13 protein-coding genes and 1 pseudogene are annotated in these 18,158 nt (G+C 58.4%); 6 read left to right on the forward strand and 8 right to left on the reverse strand.

Annotated elements, in window-relative coordinates:
- Positions 1 to 715: 715 nt before the first annotated feature.
- Complete coding sequence (locus WDW90_RS27290) at positions 716 to 1,057, forward strand: hypothetical protein (protein ID WP_336490658.1); 342 nt, start codon at positions 716 to 718, stop codon at positions 1,055 to 1,057.
- 33 nt (positions 1,058 to 1,090) lie between these two features.
- Here the strand turns inward: WDW90_RS27290 and WDW90_RS27295 are convergent, their stop codons facing one another.
- Entirely contained in the window at positions 1,091 to 1,294 is a 204-nt protein-coding gene (locus WDW90_RS27295) for a hypothetical protein (RefSeq protein WP_336490659.1), read from the reverse strand.
- A 567-nt stretch (positions 1,295 to 1,861) separates the two neighbouring features.
- Between WDW90_RS27295 and WDW90_RS27300 the strand changes: the two are divergent.
- Both WDW90_RS27300 and WDW90_RS27305 read left to right on the forward strand, forming a co-directional pair.
- A pseudogene (locus WDW90_RS27300) lies at positions 1,862 to 2,865 on the forward strand (IS3 family transposase); the annotation flags it as partial.
- Positions 2,866 to 3,419: 554 nt separating this feature from the next.
- Entirely contained in the window at positions 3,420 to 6,161 is a 2,742-nt protein-coding gene (locus tag WDW90_RS27305; RefSeq protein WP_336490660.1) for a TM0106 family RecB-like putative nuclease, read from the forward strand.
- Positions 6,162 to 6,561: 400 nt separating this feature from the next.
- On the opposite strand, the gene WDW90_RS27310 is transcribed toward WDW90_RS27305, so the two are convergent.
- Positions 6,562 to 6,798: a helix-turn-helix domain-containing protein gene (locus WDW90_RS27310; protein ID WP_336490670.1), complete on the reverse strand. Its 237-nt coding sequence runs from the start codon at positions 6,796 to 6,798 to the stop codon at positions 6,562 to 6,564.
- Between WDW90_RS27310 and WDW90_RS27315 the strand changes: the two genes are divergently transcribed.
- Positions 6,791 to 7,984 carry a hypothetical protein gene (locus WDW90_RS27315; protein ID WP_336490661.1) on the forward strand — a complete coding sequence of 398 codons (1,194 nt, stop codon included), beginning with the start codon at positions 6,791 to 6,793 and terminating at the stop codon, positions 7,982 to 7,984. The two genes, WDW90_RS27310 and WDW90_RS27315, sit on opposite strands and share 8 nt — an antisense overlap.
- 10 nt (positions 7,985 to 7,994) lie before the next feature.
- On the opposite strand, the gene WDW90_RS27320 is transcribed toward WDW90_RS27315, so the two are convergent.
- The 3 genes from WDW90_RS27320 to WDW90_RS27330 are packed head-to-tail and all read right to left on the reverse strand — an operon-like array spanning position 7,995 to position 11,969.
- Positions 7,995 to 11,165 (reverse strand): hypothetical protein, encoded by a 3,171-nt coding sequence (locus WDW90_RS27320; protein ID WP_336490662.1) that lies wholly within the window; start codon positions 11,163 to 11,165, stop codon positions 7,995 to 7,997.
- 14 nt (positions 11,166 to 11,179) lie between these two features.
- Positions 11,180 to 11,536, reverse strand: a complete 357-nt coding sequence (locus WDW90_RS27325) for an HNH endonuclease (protein ID WP_336490663.1) — start codon at positions 11,534 to 11,536, stop codon at positions 11,180 to 11,182.
- A 13-nt stretch (positions 11,537 to 11,549) separates the two neighbouring features.
- Entirely contained in the window at positions 11,550 to 11,969 is a 420-nt protein-coding gene (locus WDW90_RS27330) for a hypothetical protein (RefSeq protein ID WP_336490664.1), read from the reverse strand.
- Between the two features lie 238 nt (positions 11,970 to 12,207).
- On the opposite strand from WDW90_RS27330, the gene WDW90_RS27335 reads away from it, so the two are divergent.
- Both WDW90_RS27335 and cas1 read left to right on the forward strand, forming a co-directional pair.
- On the forward strand, positions 12,208 to 13,050 hold the full coding sequence (locus tag WDW90_RS27335) for a hypothetical protein (RefSeq protein WP_336490665.1): 843 nt from the start codon (positions 12,208 to 12,210) through the stop codon (positions 13,048 to 13,050).
- A 170-nt stretch (positions 13,051 to 13,220) separates the two neighbouring features.
- On the forward strand, positions 13,221 to 14,198 hold the full coding sequence (gene cas1 / locus WDW90_RS27340; protein WP_336490666.1) for a CRISPR-associated endonuclease Cas1: 978 nt from the start codon (positions 13,221 to 13,223) through the stop codon (positions 14,196 to 14,198).
- Between the two features lie 144 nt (positions 14,199 to 14,342).
- On the opposite strand, the gene WDW90_RS27345 is transcribed toward cas1, so the two are convergent.
- From WDW90_RS27345 to WDW90_RS27355, 3 genes are all read right to left on the reverse strand, one after another.
- Positions 14,343 to 14,525 carry a hypothetical protein gene (locus WDW90_RS27345; RefSeq protein WP_336490667.1) on the reverse strand — a complete coding sequence of 61 codons (183 nt, stop codon included), beginning with the start codon at positions 14,523 to 14,525 and terminating at the stop codon, positions 14,343 to 14,345.
- 127 nt (positions 14,526 to 14,652) lie between these two features.
- A complete protein-coding gene (locus tag WDW90_RS27350) occupies positions 14,653 to 16,416 on the reverse strand; it encodes a hypothetical protein (RefSeq protein WP_336490668.1) in 1,764 nt (587 codons plus the stop codon).
- A 326-nt stretch (positions 16,417 to 16,742) separates the two neighbouring features.
- Complete coding sequence (locus tag WDW90_RS27355; RefSeq protein ID WP_336490669.1) at positions 16,743 to 17,591, reverse strand: hypothetical protein; 849 nt, start codon at positions 17,589 to 17,591, stop codon at positions 16,743 to 16,745.
- Positions 17,592 to 18,158 lie beyond the last annotated feature (567 nt).

Below are 18,158 nucleotides of genomic sequence, written 5' to 3' on the forward strand. Positions count from 1 at the left end.
GCCCAGCTCCCGGAAGGGGGCGCGAGCACCCTTCAGCCCAGGCGAACCTGGCCCCGCGAACGGCACGGCGCGATGCAGCTGAGTTGCCTCCCCTTCCACATCTGCCTGTGCTGCCAAGAAGGAACCCTGAACCTTGGCCAAACGATGGGGATGACGACTTCGGGCCTTGGTGAGCTAAAATCCTGCTCCCGAGCACGACCGGCATGGGGCCGAAGAAAGTGGCGGGCACGGTCGTGATCAGTGCCGCAATGCTCCAGCAAGGGTGGTACAGAGGGTACAGGCGGTACTGCAGGGCGAGAGTGAGCCAGCCGAGGTGGTATAGTGTGGTACCGGCCCGGGGTGGGAGCCACCTGTCCCATCCTGCACCCTCTTCGGTACCGCCCCCGCTCAAAATTTCTCCTTCGAGTACCGCCTGTCTCACCTGTACCACCTAGCGCAGGACAGCGCTTGAAACAGCAAAGAACTCTCAGGAACTCGATTTTGGCTCTTCCGGTGCCTGGATAGGCGGTCATTGAGCAGGCGGGTACGCTTGATGGTAGCCCGCCAGTAGCACTGCTGTTGCGAAAAGCGGCACGGCTGAGGCTATGACATCGTGTTTGATCAGTGCGTTCGTGTGGCTGGCTCAATGTGTGCGGAGCCTCACGGGAAGGCGCTGTCTGTGCGATTGGTGGCGCAGGGGCGCCCCGACGTGCGCCAGGTGCGGACACGTGCGAGGATGGTTACTGCGCTCGCCCTTGTGGAGGAGTACCCGTACATGGGTGACGTCGTCCACTTCGTCAGGCCCTCTGCGAACGTCCACCACCAGCGCTGGAAGACAGTGGAGGAACTCGGAAGGGTCGGCACGCTCGCCGTCCGCATTGTCGCATGCAGCGACAATCCCGGTCTTCTCCACGTTGTGGCGGCAGGCGGTGCATCCGGCTCGGAGGTGCTGGCTTCCGCCGACAATGAGCCCGAGTTTGTCGCAGCCTTGCGCGCCATCGGGCAGCGGGTCATCCGCCTCTTGGAGGTCGCGGAGGTCGAGTTCTTCGGTAGTCCCTACCGCCCGCAGATGGAGTAGGTCCGGCGCACTGCAGTGGGCTGCAAACGGCGATCAGAGTAGCGAGCCCTTCCGCGCCTTTTCCTGCCGCACAAGTTCTTCTAACAGCCTCTGTGCGAGTGCCGCATGTTGCAGCTTATCTACCTGAACAGTCTTCTTGCCGTACGGCGTCGTGACGGTCATGAAGTTCCGATCAACCTTGAATGTGCCGGAATAGGTTCTCCCGTCCAGCTTGACGTGAACCGAGTGGCCCGACATGTGAAAGCCCTCTTGGCCGCGAGATGTGTACCTCACCGGACCCTCAATCCAGGATGACTCCGTTCGTGGCTCGCGTCATCATCGAAAATCTGGCGGCAGTGCATGCGGGAGGGTTTGATGTTTCGCCTCGAAAACAGCACGCGCAACGCGCAAAAAGTCGCGAACGAGGTGATCCGATCGGACGTGGCGAGTCTCATTGAGTTCTACGGCAGTGCCGCCTTCAGCGAGGCTTGTGAGAGAGCCCGGCGAGCACGGGTGCGAGGGGATCGAACGGAAAGACCGATTTGGACCCAAGTCGCTCTCAAGGTCCGTCACCGGAACTTGGGTGATCTCCCAAAATTGCTCGTTCAGGCCGGCTCAGAACCGGCACAGGAGGCGTGCAAGCCCCGGCCAACGCCCAAAGGCAAGCGCCGCAGGAGCGGTGCCAAGCAGGAGACCCCTTCTCGTAGCGACGCTGAAAGTGGGTCGCTGAAATTAACTGCTGCTCAACGCAGGCGAGCCAGTGAAACTTACTCTGCTGCGCCGGCCCGACATCCGTAAGCTGCGGATATCAGCCTGCAATGGCCGGATCAGGTCCGGCGGATGAAGGATCTGGAGACCGAGAACCAGCGGCTGCGCAAGGCGATCGCGGATCTGACGCTGGACAAGCTGATCCTGCAGGAGGCGTCCCGGGGAAATTATTGAGCCCCGCGCGCCGGCGCGCCTGTGTCGAGCACATCATGGACGTCCTGCACGTCTCCGAGCGCCGCGCCTGTCGGGCGCTCGGTCAGCATCGCTCGACACAGCGCAAGGTGCCGCGGGGCCGTGATGACGAGGCGGCGCTGACGGCCGACCTTGTCGAATTGGCAGGGAGATACGGGCGCTACGGCTATCGCAAGATCAGCGCGTTGCTGAAGGCGGCCGGCTGGCTGGTCAACGACAAGCGGGTCGAGCGGATCTGGCGGCGCGAGGGGCTGAAGGTACCAGCGCGTCAGCCCAAGCGCGGTCGGCTCTGGGACGGGGACGGGTCGAGCCTGCGGCTGCGGCCGGAGCACCGCAACCACGTCTGGTCGTATGACTTCGTCGAGGCGCGCACGCACGACGGACGCAAGTTCCGGATGCTCAACGTCGTCGACGAGTTCACGCGCGAGTGCCTGGCCATCCGTGTGGCCCGCAAGCTCAAGGGGGCGGATGTGATCGACGTGCTGTCGGACCTGTTCATCCTACGCGGGGTGCCCAGCCACATCCGTTCGGACAATGGACCGGAGTTCGTCGCCGAGTCCGTGCAGTCGTGGATCACCGCTGTCGGCGCGAAGACGGCCTATATTGCACCAAGCTCACCGTGGGAGTACGGGTACGTCGAGAACTTCAACGCTCGTCTGCGGGACGAACTGCTCAACGGCGAGATCTTCTACACGCTCAAGGAGGCACAGATCGTGATCGAGAGCTGGAGATGCCACTACAACACGGTCAGGCCGCACGGATCATTGGGCTACCAACCGCCAGCTCCGGAGGTGTTCATGCCTGCCTTCACGGTCTGGCCCGCCGCTTCGGCCAAGCTGCCCGTGGTAGAGCGGCCAACCGTGCACTAACCTTGAACCTGGACCACCCCGTGGGGGGGGTATAGAGATAGGCGGTGGGGTGGGCCAGTTTTGACCGCATCGGCGTATCGGTGTCAGCTCAATCAGTTCGACCAATGTCGCAGTTGGGAGGATTTGCGACGGTCTGTTTTCGGGCGAGAGATCGGAAAAGCGTACGTTCATCGAACGGCATGAGCTGACCGGCTGCTGTCGGCCGGCTCTTGAGCGAGTAATGGGCGCCAGCAGCCCTTGCGTGCTAAAATAGCTTCGGACCAAATCTGCCCAAAGGGCTGGTAGGCGGCTTCGTGATTTTGCCCAGAGAGTATGCCGGTAAAGCATGCTCCGATGATAGCACCATGCTGGCTTCGAATCTGGATAGGGCACGAAGGACTCACTGCACTTCCCGTGGTGCAAAAGCCTGTGTTTACTATGACGTGAGCGCAACCGCAGCTGGAGTCCGGAATCAGGGCTCCGACGTACTCACAGCCCTTGCGTGTTCCAGACTACCGCGAGCATCGCCGACACAACGTGCTGCCAGACCGCCTATGAGAGCGGAGAAGCCTATCATGCTAATGGGCAAAGCGATTTCCGGGCCGATTTTTGCTGCATTCTTAGAGTGCGAAACCAAGGCATACTTGCTGCAGCAAGGCGCTGTGGGCCTGACATCCGACACCGAAGCTCTCAGGCAGTCCCTCGATGCCGAGATCAAGCTGCGGGCTTTGGAACGTCTGCGAGCAGGCGTTCCGCCGCGCGAGGTATTCGTCGGAACGCTTCCACCCGAAACTCTGCGGGCTGGCATTTATAGCTTGGTCATTGATCCGGACATTCCCTTTTCGTGGGGTACCGGGCATCCGGACGCGTTGGAGCGATTGCCGCTCGCAGGCGCACGAGCGCGCATCATCTACCGCCCCATTCGTTGTGCCCGAAACGAGAAGACGAACACCGCAGACAAACTCGCCCTCGCCTTCGACACACTCGCCACCTCCGAGATCGCCGGGCAGACGCCGTCAACAGGTATGATCATCCGTGGCTCGAACTGCGTTAAGCAGAGTGTGCCTATCGCTAAGTTGCTCGTGAGGGCACGTAGCGTTCTCAAGACAGCCAGAGTGATTCTGTCGGCCGCAACGCCGCCTGCCCTCGAACTCAATAAGTATTGCCCGACCTGCCAATTTCAGACGCGGTGCCGCAAGTTAGCGATCGAAAACGACGATCTGAGTCTACTACCAACCATGTCGGGCAAGGCGCGGAAGAGGACGATGCAAAAAGGCATCTCTACCGTAGCGCAGCTGTCTTACACCTTCCGGCCCCCACGTCGGAGGCGCAGCGCCTCGGATACCAAACTGAAGCACGACCCTGCGCTGAAGGCTCTGGCGGTCCGCACGGGCCGCATCCACATTGTCGGGTCCCCAACCCTCTCACCCGCTGGAACCGTAGCTTATATTGATGTCGAGGGCATCCCGGATCGGAGTTTCTACTACCTGGTTGGCCTTCGATACTCCTCTGGCGAGCAAGAGGTCCAACGGTCCTTTTGGGCAGACGACGAAGCTGGCGAGCAGGAGATGTGGACTTCATGCCTGAGCGCCCTCAAGCGGATTGGTGACCCCTGCCTCATTCACTATGGCAGCTACGAGACGCAGTTCCTCCGACGGATGAAGGCCCGCTATTGCAGTGATCTAGAAGACAGCGTTTTTGCTGAAGGGCTCCTGTCTCGCGCGATCAACTTACTATCTCTTACTTTTGCGCGAATCTACTTTCCAACTTATTCGAATGGGTTAAAAGAGATTGCGAAATACCTGGGATTTCAGTGGTCCGATCCAGAAGCCTCCGGGGCCAATACCTTAGTTTGGCGCGCCGGATGGGAACTCTCTCACGATCCAGTGCTCAGAGAGCGCTTGCTGACTTACAATGCAGAGGATTGCCGAGCTACTCAGATTCTGAGTGAACGGCTGTCCAATCTACGCTTAGGGAGTCAATCGACAGACCCCGAGGCTTTCAGCGTAAAAGTGGAAGCACTTGAACGGAGCTATCCACTTCGGTTTGGCCCTCTGACATATGCCGTTCCTGAGTTTCAGCACATCAACGAATCAGCCTATTGGGATTACCAGCGAGGCAATGTCTATTTGCGCTCATTTAGAAAGAAAGCCGCACGGGCCATTTCCGAGCGATTACGCCCTCACAAGGGAGCCGATGTTTGCGTCAACAGGACGATCCGGGCTCAAGAGGCCCGACCGACGACATGTCCAAAATGTGGTTCAGGGAAGTTCTACAAAAACGGTCTACGTAGCAGGGTTACTTGTGATCTGCGGTTTTCACGCTTTGGCGTCAGGCTTTGGACGGTCCAGGAAAACTTCATGCGGTATCAGTGTTGGAACTGTAAGCACGGCGTAATGGAGCTGTCGCGGGAGGGAAAGTACGGCCTGAATCTGCAAGCTTATGTGGTCTACCAGCTCATCGAGCTTCGAAACTCAATCCGGGCAGTAGCTCGAAACATGAATGCGCTTTTTGGTTTGGATATGCCAATTAACGCAGTGAGTAACATAAAGACCAGCTGCGCGCGGCGATACCTACCGGTGTATGAAAACATTCTTGGCCGGATCGGCTGCGGAACACTCGTCCACGCGGACGAGACCCAAGTCCGAATAGGCGGCGAGGTACACTACGTCTGGGTTTTCACAAATCACACTGAAGTGGCGTATGTCCATGCCCAATCACGTGAAGCTGGCGTCGTTCGGGATTTATTGCATGATTTTAAGGGAGTGCTTGTATCAGATTTCTACAGCGGATATAACAGCTTGGAATGCTCACAGCAAAAGTGCCTAATTCATCTCCTGCGCGACATCAACGAGGATGTTCTAAAAAATCTATTCAACGACGAGATGCGACAGGTAGCGACCGATTTTGCCAATCTCCTCAAACCGATTATAGATACAATAGATAAGCGCGGCCTAAAGTCCTGGTATCTCCATAAACACAAAAGAGATGTAGAGCGTTTCTACCGGTTACTTTCGAAACGCGAGTGCCACAGCGAGGTGGCGCAGGGATGGCGCAGGCGCTTCGAAAAGAATCGCTCCAAGCTGTTTACCTTCCTTGATTACGACGGGGTGCCCTGGAACAATAACAATGCAGAGCACGCTATTAAAGCATTCGCACGCCTGCGAAGCGCGATCGGCTCATCCAGCACGGCAAAGGGCATAAGGGAATACCTCGTGCTCCTGAGTATTAGCGAGACATCCAAGTTTAAAGGGGAGGACTTCCTTGGCTTTTTGCGTTCAGGTGCGGCCGGCATAGCCCGCTGGACTCAGCATTGATGAGGGTGCCGTGGGCCGGAAACGGGAGCGCCCGCAATAATATGGTGCTTTTGGCGTCGGAATGTAGGCTCGCGAAAAGGACTGCTTGACTTTGGATTCCGGCCTTTGCCAGCAGCCCTCCTGAATCCTCACCTTGTGAGACATGCCAGTCAAACTAAAGGCTTCGATTTGATCATGCGTCGCCTAGTCATCAATGCCCAGAATTGTCAAGCTCAGACTGAGATGCCGGCTCTCCAACTATCGTTTCCAGCCTGCCGCGTCAGCGAAAGATCCGCTTCGGAGCCTTCGTCTGTGACGGCTGGGTGATGGGTAAGGGCGCAAAGCAGCCTGAGGAACCACTGCTTTCAAGGATGGCGTCGACGGCCCGCAACGGCCAGCTTGGATCGGAAACGGAAATGCACTAAGCGTCGGGATCGCGCAGGCGAACACCTTCGCCTTTCGCGCCGACAGGCAAGAATTCGATCCCCGCTTGCAGGAGTGCTGTCTGCACGGCGGTCAGCGTGCTGAGGCGAGTGTCTGCCCGACCGTTCTCCAGCCGAACGAGTGCATTAAGAGAGACAACGGCGCGGTCCGCTAGCATCTGCTGCGACCAGCCGAGCAGGGCGCGTGCTGCACGAATTTGACGAGCGGTGATCATCGCGATCACCAGCCGTATCGTCCGCAATCCTGCCATCTTGCAGCAATTCTCGACCCTGATAAGGTTATTTTTGAACCTTTCAGGGCGTCTGATGAGTGGTTTTGGTCTCGGGGAGGGGCGTGACGAGCCTGCGCGCGTCGCGGCCACCATCGTTTACGAGCGCGCCTCCCAAGCAGGTGGGCTTATCGCAGGTTCGCTCAGCATTTTGTTTGGACTGCTCGGTATTTTCTCTATCGGTATTTTCTTTGTTCCGCTGGCGTTCCTCTGCAGCATAGTTGGACTGGTACGCGGTGTTCTTGCATCCTCGGGCTCGGGCATTGGCACTTCGCTCTTGGGTGCGGTCCTCACCCTGGTCGGCGCTGTTGTCTCGCCGACAGTGTGGGCGCTCCTCGCTGGCAGTGCGTTTCTCGGTTACTCGACAATCAGCACGCACGGAGGAGCGGCGCGCTCCACGTTGTCGCACACGCCAGCGAATGCCGCGCCAATTCGCGCCGCTGTGTTCACACCAGATGCGGACTCTCGCAGAGGAAGGTCAGAGACGGTCGTCCCTAATGCCCACGCTGAGTCGAGCGCTCGGGGCGCATTAACACCTGCACCTCTTTCCGAGCCCCCGCGGGCGTTGCAGCTCGAGACACGCTCAGACGCCGTGCAAACGCCGCTGACCTCACCGAGCAGCACACCGCCGAGTTCGCAACGATCGCTGTTGCCGTCAGCCGAACATCAACCAGGAACGTTCAAGCGCGACATCCGCGGGCTCTCGCCCGGCGATCCGATCGACGTGGTGACGGCCCGCCTTCGCGCCATGGGATTCAGCTGCAGTTGGAACCTCGAACGAACATATTTTGACTGCGACAACCGCAGATCAATGCTCGGCAGTAAGGAATGGCAACAATTCCGTTTGTTCGCTGCCGCAAACGCGCTTACATCGGTGGAGCTTAATTTCAAGACGGGGCAGAATTTCTCAGCTGTCGTCGCGGAGATCAGTGAAGAGTTCGGGGCTGCACCAAAGCCTAGGAAGTACTTCTCCAACGAGATGTACTGGACCTTATCCGACGGATCGCAGCTGGAATATATTCAGCTCAGCGACGGAGCGACGCTGAGGCTCTACAATCGCCGGATTACCGCGAGACTGCGAGCCATGGAGGATGACGTGCGGCGAAGCTCTTATCCAGCGCCGCGATTCTGACGGAGCATCCTCAGAAACGCTCTTCGCCGACTGGTAGCCTCGCCAGCGCGGCACACAGGGTGCGGCTTGGTGTGCGGTGCTCGTCCAGCACCTTCGCCAAGTTCGACGGATCGCAGCCAACGCGAGCCGCCAAATTTGACAAGCCGCTGCGCCCGGCCTCTTCGCGGGCCAATAACATAAGCTTCGCACGCCTTTCCTGCTCGCGATCGTGTTCTGCCCAGAACCGCGGAAGCGCTGCTGAAACGTGACGCCACACCCTGTCAGATGCGGGACATAGCTTGGATGCGATCAGCCGCCGCAACGTCTCTCTTGCGATGCCCAAGATTTCCGCAAGCCGACGCTCCCCGACTCGCGCCTTTGCGCGCGTGAGATTCTCGCTCAAGTCCCGGTTACACTCAGGAGGGACCTCATAGGCAACCTCGGCTTCATCATTGAGCCCAAGGCAGACCCGGCGCTCAAGATCGTCAGCCTCCTTTCCGATCAGGCGCACGCCCGCTGCTGCGACATGGCGCTGCTTGGTTCGGCCTTGGTCGCTGTAATCGGCGTTCTGGAACTTGTCCTCGGGGTGTAGGTGGTACTGCGCCAACAGCTGAGCATAGGAGCTGAGGCAAGCGCCGGGCACGCCCTGACCTGTGTTCCGATCGAAGGCCTGTGCTGCCGCACGCGCGTGATCCCGATCAAATGAGCTGACGGGTTTGGGTGCGACGCTTTTGCGCTTTCGCTGAGGACCTTGATTGACCGCCTCGGTTGCCAGCGAACCCCGACCGAACAGTGATAGCAGAAAGCCGAATGGCCGCACCTGGGCCGCATAGGGCCGCGTAGCGTTGTAGCGCTTGAACCAAGCCAGGATGTCGGGTCCGGTGGCGGCATATCGGCTGACAGCTGGTCCTCGCAGTGCGGGATGATAGGCCAAGTTCACCTGCTCCGGATGGCCGCTCAGTGCCGCGCTTGCGATCTGCCACCAGAGATCGTGCTGCCAGTGCTCAACCCCAAGCTCGCTCAGCGGGAACGAGGGGGCCGGGATCGCAGGACTGGGCTCTGCGACATCGTAAGGCGCACGAAGGTGGCCGAGCCCATGAGCGGAGGCCTTGCGCAGCACCGGCTTGCCGTCTGCGTCGCGGTTGAAGAGCGCGTAACGCTTCGCCGACACCGCTAAGCAGAGCAGTGGCTCGCGGGTCTTGCCGCTTGGGGCAAAGTTCACGCCCTCCACCTTCAGGATGGACCCTCTGAAGGCGTAGGGGTTCAGCGCTTCGAACCAGGCGACGATCCGATCGACGCTGGCGTGAAAGGCTGCTTTGCTCTCCCTGGCGGCTCCTGCGGTGGGTCGGGCAATGGCCATGCTGTCGGTGTCACAGAAGGCCCATTCGAGGCCCTCGTAAGTGACAAGCCGCTCCAGGGTCGAGAGCATTAGCCGTGCGGCCCCGGTAATCAGAGTGGCAAGCAGCGGGTGATAGTAGCGCCCTGCCTCCTCCAGCTTGTCAGTTTTGATCTCGAAGGGCTCGCGCGCTGTGCTGTGCACACAGGCAAGCTTGGGCCTGGCGAGCTTGTGGACGTTCACCTCGATGAAGATGCCGTAGCTCGTCGCGTTCGCCGCGATCTTGATCTGCTGCTGGCGGACGTCGAGCACGTCCCGCTGCGCTCCCGAAGCGCCTTTGAGCTCTGCCTTCACCCCTTGCCGCATCTCGATCAGGCGCCGGTAGAAGTCGTGCTCGTATGGATCGACGCGGAAATTGGTATCCCCGCCAATCAGCACAGGATGCAAGCCTGGCTGCGGATCGCCAGGCTCGAAGATGAGGGCTTCCGTGACCACTGGCGCCCTCCCAGTCTGCAGCTTGCTGGCGATGCAGTCAGCCAGGGTGAACCAGAGCGGCTCGTCAGAGGTGAGGTGATTGAGGCCGATCGTGGCTTGCGCGCTGCCGTTGTAGTGCGCGCGAACCGGCAGCACGTCACCGTCGGGCTTGATCCGCACCAGCGCGAGTAGGTTGCGCCAGGTGGTCGGATGCTGCAGGTCGGCGACACCAATCCGGTCGAGGAGCTCCCGCACCTCCGCTGTACCGGCACGCCAGCGCATGCCTTTGGCGGTGACGAACCTCCACAGACCCATGAGGGTGCAGACGGTCGGGTACATGGACAGGAAGTCGACGAGCTCGACCTCCCGCACCTCACGCCGGATCCGCACCTCTGAGCGCCCGCCGAAGTAGCTCGCCAGGATCTTGGCCAAGAGATCAGCCGGAACGTTGGGCTGCGCCTGCCGCCAGGGCTTTACGCCCATGGCCTTGAGATACGCCTTGCCGAGGCTGGCCTCGCTGTAGATCCGGTGCACGGGCGTCTCTGACAGCCCAATTGCATGGTAGCGCTGCCTGAGCTCGACGAAGCACTCCCAGGTCGCCTGCACGTCCCGCGCAGCGTAGGCCACGTACTCGGGCGTGAGGGGACCGCCATGCTCGTCCGTCTCAAGCTTGGGATGGGGAACAGCGAGGAACGTGGAGAGCGCTGCAAGGCTGAATGAGCGCGAGAACAGCGCGGCTGCTAGCGTGTTCGTGTCGACAAAGAAGCCGCGCCGAACGGGAGCCCTCTCACTCCTGCCTCTCTGGCTGCGCGCCTGTCGTGCCCGAAATGGAGCGGCGAAACGGATGAGTGAGATGCGCTGTGTCAGGTGCTTGACCTGCAGCGCTGGGCGGAACTTGTGCTCCGAGAGCGTGAAGGAGAAGCCACCGTACATACTGCCACGCGCAATGCCGTGCCGAACGGCGAGCCGTGAGATGTCGAAGGGCAGGTTGTGTCCGACGATCGTGGCGCGCAGATCGTAGCCAATCCCGAAGAACACCTCATCGATGAAGGCGGCGCGTGTGAGGAAGCGGTGGCCATGCTCGCGCGCGTAGGCCTCCAGGATCGTACGCTGATCCAGCGGCAGAATGGCCGTGTCCTCGTTGTAGATGATCCCCGCCTCGTGCAGCTCTTCACCCTGCCGCACCTGATAGGCACCGAAGCGCAACTCCTGAGCGGCGTCGGTGGTCGTCTCTGTATCGAACACCAGTGTCCATTCGGACGGAGAGGTGGTGAGACGCCTCGCGTCCCCAGATGACGGACGTGCACGACCGCCGATTGGCTCCGCGTACGCGCGGATCGAGAGCGGCAGGTAATCGGCAGAAGGCGTTTGCGAGGCAGTATGGGCGTTCACGGTAAGAGCTCCTCTCAGCAGGATGGTGCGGAGCGCGCGCCTTCGATCAGCGCGGTGCCGAACTCGGTGAGCTTGGGCAGGATGCGGCGAATGAGGTCAGCGAGGCCGAGCAGGAAGCGGCCGATCGCCTCCAGCAGCGGATCTGATCCGGGGACAGGTTGTGGGTGGTCCTTCTGATCGTCCGTCACCTTGCGGTGGCAGTTGCAGCAGAGGGGGACTGTCACAGGGTCGTGTCGGCGGCCCGCGATGTGATGGGCCTCGAAGCAGGCGTGATGGGTTTCGCCACAGCAGGCACAGCGCGGGTCATTGGTCCCGAGCCGCTCAAGAGCACGCTGCCTGCGCCGTTCGCGCGCGAGTTCGGTTTTCGTCATCAGGGGTTCTCTGTCAGAGGGTGGTGAGCCGGTAGACCTGTTCGAACCCCTCGCTGCCGGCTGCAGCGAGGCGGTAGAGCGTGTTCGGGTCTGTCTCGAGAGGGTGGCGCTTGCCGCTCAGATCGATGACGATCTCGCCCTCGAAGGGTGCGAGTAACGACGCATCATTCGTCTGGAGGAACTGCCCGACAGCAGCGTTGTGGGAGCCAATGCGCGATGCAGCCTCGAACCCGGCCTTGATCCAGCGCTGGCGACCGCGTGACGTGACGAGCGCCTCGCGTACCACGCGGCGAAGGCGGCCCGCCTGACGCTCTGCCAGCTTCTGCTCGTAGACCGACCGGCGTAACCGCTCGGCCGATACGCCGGCAGCTTGGGCGGCAGCCGCGAGCTTTCCATGCTTCAGGAAGTGCCTGAGCGCCGCTTGTAGACGCATGTCACTGCCGGCCGGTTTGGCTCGGACTGAGGCTTCACTGGATCGGGCGTGACCGCGCGCTTGTGAGACAGTGAGACCACGTTGCCGACCGCGCTCGACCCGCCGCCGGTATTCCGCTCGATAATCTCTTGGCACAGGCGTTACCGCTTTCTCAGTGAAAGGCGGTCATCTTGGTGTGGTGATTCGGGTGGCCGAATCTGCTGAACGCACCCGGAGCACCTCATGCGAACGAAGGCCGATGCACTCTAAGGCGGAGCTTGTGGCACGAGCTTCTGCACGAGCAGCCCGATACAATCAGAGCTTTAGCCAGAGCAAATTAGACGAATGGATTAAGCAGGGGCTGGTCCAACGGGGGGAGCGTCAGAAAAATCAGGGCCTCCGACCGATTTACGTATTCAGCCGCGCACATTACCGCAGGGTCCTGCAGATCGCGCGACTGCGCGCGGGCGGAATTTCAGATCGTGATGCCATTTTGCTCCAGTTATTCGTACGAGGTTACAGCATCGAACCGCACGACATCCGGACAGAGTTGGCGACGGAGTACGCCCGAGCTCGCGCTAAATTGAACGCACCGGTTCGCTCGGTTTCTGCGGACACATTCGGGCCAGTCAGGGGCAAGCGTCGCGAGAGCCTATTGAAGCAGATGGGCCAGCTGGATCCACGGTTCGACAAAGCTGGCGTGGGCGTTCCAAACGAATTTTACATCCAGGCGCTTCGCTTAGGCCGCATGCCCGACACAGACAGCACGAGTAAACATGGCCGCTCGATTGCAAGCCCGTTTACCGCAATTACGTCGGCATCCACCCTGTTCTCCGGGATGTTTTACGACCACGGCTCAGATGACGACCCTATCAAATTATTAATTAGCCTGAGTACAGACGCGCAGATAAAAATTGCGAGTGGTACGCTTCGGGCAATTCGGGCAGAAGCGCAGCGGGCAATAAAGACCGGAAATTTCAGCGCCGTGGAGTTCGACGCGGCTTCGACCGCCTATCACGCATTGTACCAACGCGAGTTTCTGGCGCTCATGCTGGTTTTCCTAGTGAAAATGTCAGCGGGCGCGGAAAAGCCGATTTCGTGAGGCGCCTAGGTCGTCTAAAATCCGCTGAGGAAAATTCGCTTCGAGGCGCTGACGAAATGGCGAAATGGGGAGACTCTTTAGAGTGGGCTCGGCGAAGCGCCATATGGGGAGACACACTGCCCCCCGCGCCAGGGCGAAAAAGGCGTGAGCGCTCCTCGGAAACGCTGATTTTGTGCGGGCACGGCATTTCACTGCGCGTGGAAAATGGCAGCCTCGCCATCAAAAATGGCTTCACGCATTTTCCGCAGGAGCAGGAGACATTTCGGTATTTTCGGGGTGACCTCGATCGGCCGGCACGCATCGTCGTGCTCGACGGAAGCGGGCATCTCACCTTCGACGTGCTCGATTGGCTCGCCGAACAGGATGTGCCCCTGCTGCGTGTCAGTTGGACCGGTGACGTGGTTACCGTGGCAGGCGGCAGTGGCTACAGCGCCGATCGCGAGAAAGTTGCGTGGCAGCAGGCGACGCGCAACGACCCTGAACGGCGGATCGCCTTCGCGTCCGAATTGATCCAGACGAAAATTGTGCGTGCCGCGGAAAATCTCACGCTGCTGCACCCGAAGCCTGACACGCTTGATCAAACGCGCGACAAGCTCGCCGAGTGTGTGGTGCTGCTGCGTCGAGCGCCGCCCACGAGCATCACGGCTCTACAGGGCCTCGAGGGCGGCGCTGCTCAGGCGTATTTTCAAGCGTGGCGGCAAACACCGCTGCGCTGGAAAAAATCAAAGCGTCACCCGATTCCGCCGGACTGGGAATTTTTCGGCTCGCGCGCCTCCGTGCGCGCGACCAAGAAAATCAAAAACCGAAACGCCACGCACCCGATCAACGCCATGCTGAATTACGGCTACGCGGTTGCGGTAGGGCAGACGAAAATCCGGGCCCTCGCGAACGGTTACGATCCGTCACTCGGCATCATGCATCACGAGTACCGGGAAGGACCAGCGTTCGCGCTGGATCTCGTCGAGCCAGTGCGACCGCTCGTGGATCGCGCCGTGATAGGCTTCGCGCTGGAGGATGAGTTGCAACCAGCCGACTTCGTGCTGCGGGCTGATGGAGCGTGTCGGCTCAATCCGCAGATGGCGCGGCACGTGGTACAGCTGGTTGCAGCCGCCGAGCAGAGGAGCGGTGACGTTTCAACTGGGTGGTGAGCCTCTTCCCGCCACCCACGAATGCACGTATTTCATCATTACCTTTGTACCATAATATTCCTTATCAGCTATAAGGCCGGCGGCCAGCTGCACTTCTCTGGTCCCGTTTCAGAAGGCTGGCCTGCCAGCCAGCAGGTGCGGTCACTAGGAGCGGCTGTCGTCGATCATCTCGAGCCGCGTGCGCTCGATGCGGTCGATCTTCCAGTGCGAGGACCGGACCGTGCGCTGGGAGCGCCAGTTCGACCGCCGCAGGACCGGAAGGAAGGGGAGCACGAGGCCCACCACCCCAATGACGACCTGAAGCCAGCTCGTGAGCTGCACGGACATCGTTCGGTGCGTGTGCCCAGCAAAAAGCCCGCTCGGACTGAGCGGGCTCGTGAAGCATTCGGCTTGCGCCGCCGCAGATCCGCCCGCGCCGTCCTAGGCGCCCGAGAGACCCTTGTCAGACGTGGGATCAACTGGTCAGACTAGGGGCCGCTCGGATCATCTCACAAATCCGTGCCAAGGAGGCCGCGACAGCTTGAATGAGCTGCCGCCCCTGCTCGATCGGGATAGCCTCAGGATCAATATCCACCATCGCGAAGGCGTCCTGGAGTTTGCCGGATGGTAGATGAGCATCGCCAAGTCGGAGTTCATATGCGCCAACAATCGGCGTCAACATGGATCTAGCTTCCGAAGCTGGGATCAATGTCGCCACCAGCTTTTCAAGAGATTTAATACCTCCCCACCTTTCTCCTTTTGGAGGTGAAACTATTTTTTGGATGGCTGAAGCATCAATTCTGTCTGCCGTTAGGCGAGCAATATCTTTTGCTAGAGCAAGTAGGCCATCTCTGTCTACGGAACGGAATCTATGAACCTTTTGCAGGATATCCGCAGTAGAAGCATGTTTTGTAAAAATTGAAATTCCTTTCCAATCCTGCGCAGCCTTGTCTATCTCATCCATAATGGCGATTAACATGCCCTCTGGAGCTTTTGTGCGAGCTGGACGAGATTTCATCTGAGATGAAAGCAGTTCTCCAGAAACAGCGCCATCTGGCGTTACGTTTTGTCCTGCCCAAATCCTCTGCTGCCATTGAGCAACTTTCGCAACGTCATAGGCGTAAACATTTATGAGGCCGATACTATTTACCCCAAAATGAGTGGGCCAATTATTTGAGAATGAAATCCAACCGGTGTCAGCAGTGTACCAACCTATACTGCTCCCTCTCATGCCGAGTATTGTATTAATTACATTTGGACTAAACCAGAGATATCTTCCTATATCTTCTGAATGGAGGTTGTTGCTCGTCTCTTTCTGACCAGAAGCCTCAATGATGAATGACGGGAATTCTTTGGGATCGTCTTGTCGCACCCGCTCACTGGTAGCTGCAGGTTCTACCCATTCATCGCGCCAGAAAGCACCCTCAACTCGGTAAGCTTTGGGCCCTGATCTCTCATAGCTCATTGTTCTGTGAGCGGTATTCTCATCGGTCTCGAGACCGAATACAGGAACATCCTCTTCTTCATCAACATCCGTTCGCCATATCTCAAAGACGGCGACACTGCCTAGAGGCCCGCCATCGGCACTTACCTCAAATAAACGGGCCTCAAATTTCTGATTTTCAGACTCTTCTACGTAGCCGCCGTCTCCCCAGGTAATGTAAGACGCGTCAGAATAGACGGCATGCCTTTCTCTGTAGCACGACAGCCTCAAAGACATGTTACGCGCTGCGAGATAATCAGCAAGGAACTCGCTTTTTATCTCTATAGACCTCAAATTCCCGTCAGTATCTTTTTGCGTCCTAATAACAGGAGTATAAGCTTCCTCTGGCCTTACCCAATAGTCACCTTCCTCTACTAGGTTTAGAGCAATCAATAAATCTTGGTTTATATGCCATTTGTTGGGAATGCCGGCTCCGACATTTTGTACAAATACGAGATCTGCGCCAATAGCAATTCTCTCGTTATGGAGGAATGTTTCGGCGTTCTTATAGCGCTTATCTTGGAACGCATAAGGCCCTGCATCATGCCCTATGCCGACCTCATGCCACCCAAGTTTATCTCCAATATGACGGTATGCATTTAATATGGCCGTGCTTCCGATCGCGATTATCTCTTCGGCGCCGTCTTCAAAAATTTTTGTTTCTGAGACGCGCAGGGGTATCCAAGCCGCCTTTGCATAAAGCCGGCGGCGGAGATCCTTCATCTCAAACCAAGTCTGGGGTCTTTTCTCGCTCATAGGGCCTTCTTCGAAGGAGGGTGGTCGATGCGGCCGAGATGGCACAGCCGCTGGATAGAGCGGAGCTCGGGATCGATCGAGAAGCTCTGAACACGCACCCTTAGCCGGAGCCTTCAACCGCCTAGCCCCTGCGGAAACGGCCTGGCTAGTCCAAGGCCGGCTCTTGGTTGGAGGCGGCACGCTGGGCGAGCATGGCTAACGAGCCGTGAACGCCGGCGCGTTCGCGTTTGCGATAGACCCTGCGGCAGAGGGAAGGGGGCGACAGCGTCTCGAATCTCGCCTCCTGTCGTATTAGCTAGCGCGGGGCTTTTCAGGTATTGCAACGCCTAGCACTTCCCCAACTTCAGCTCAGGTCTGTATCCTTCATTACAGGTGGAGACTGTCGACTGCCAAAGAATGTCTCTAGTTTTTGCGTTGTACATGACGTAGGAAGTCGGCTTGAAGTGGATTTTATGGGTTATATATCGCTGCTCATAAGGCATGGAGAATGTCGGAGTCGACGCGTGATCATCAATCGAGACGAAAGGCTTAACGAGTTCTCCGAAAACTCCTACTTCTAGAGCATCGAATTGTTCTTTAGCTTTCTCTGGAGCAATCGGAATATCAATTTCCGAAAGACTATAGAGGCTGTCCAATTCCCAAGTCTCCTGAGACGATTTCCTTACGTTTATCACCGTTCCATATGCATTCTTGCCTTCATAACTACCAAGGTTTACTTCGGGAGCCGCATAGTTATTACCCAACAAGAAAACATTTATTGATCTTTTTTCTGCATTATATTTTAGGCGCTTATGCGGAGCAGCTTCGCAAAATATTTGAGACGACTTTATCCCGGCTTTCTGCAACTCGGCTCGAACGTTTGCCTCGTGAATTGCTTCTGTTTGAAAATCATCTTTCTTGGGCGTTATTCTAGAAACATCTTCAAACAACTTTTTTACATCACAAACCGCAGTCAGATTCAGCCTAGTGGCCTCTCGGCCGGACTTATCAGTGAGATTTTCTGTTTTAATTTTGGCTTTCAATTCTTTCCTTTGAGTCAATCTGTCATAGCAGGCTAGCCTTAAGCTGGGATCATCTTGGTGATGACACTCTGATTCCCTGACTGTTCCACCAGTTTGAGCTTGTGCCGACAGTGCAAAGCCCGCATACACTGTTAACAACAGGATGATTGGCAACTTCAAAACTCGCCCCCCAATTTGAAGCCTTAATGCGTTCCTTGCCAGGCGCCCGTCAAGAACATCGGGGCAGCTAACCCGGGGATTTTTGAAGCCGCGATAGCTTCCGAGGCTTTGAAGTCACACGGAAGCCGCAAGAAGGCGTAAGCGGTAGGGGCGAAGGGCCGCTCGCCGCTGTCTATGCAAACAGCTACTGAGTTCGGACGAACGTCTCAATGATTGAGGCGCCGTATAAATTCTAAACGGTCGTTGCGGGTTTATACGGCCGCCTTGGCGTGGCGCAAGCGCCGTACCCTTAGTAGCCTTTCTACGCTTTGGCCAAATCGCCTTTGGTCCAATGCATATCTCGCGACACCGGTCATCGGGCGACGATCCGACGCCCTTCGATATGTCACCCGGCGGAGCGGTCGGAAGTGGCCTAACGCTCGCACTATCACTATACCCCGACCACCCCGTGGGGGCAGATCACTAACTGTTCGCAATTGCTGAGGGCCTGGAGCCTTGATCCTACGTCTCCAGCACGTAGGTTCCCGGTGCGTCGGCACGAGGCGGGTACTGTGCGTTGCC

Origin of the sequence: Methylobacterium nigriterrae (assembly GCF_037106235.1) — a bacterium.
Taxonomy (GTDB): domain Bacteria; phylum Pseudomonadota; class Alphaproteobacteria; order Rhizobiales; family Beijerinckiaceae; genus Methylobacterium; species Methylobacterium nigriterrae.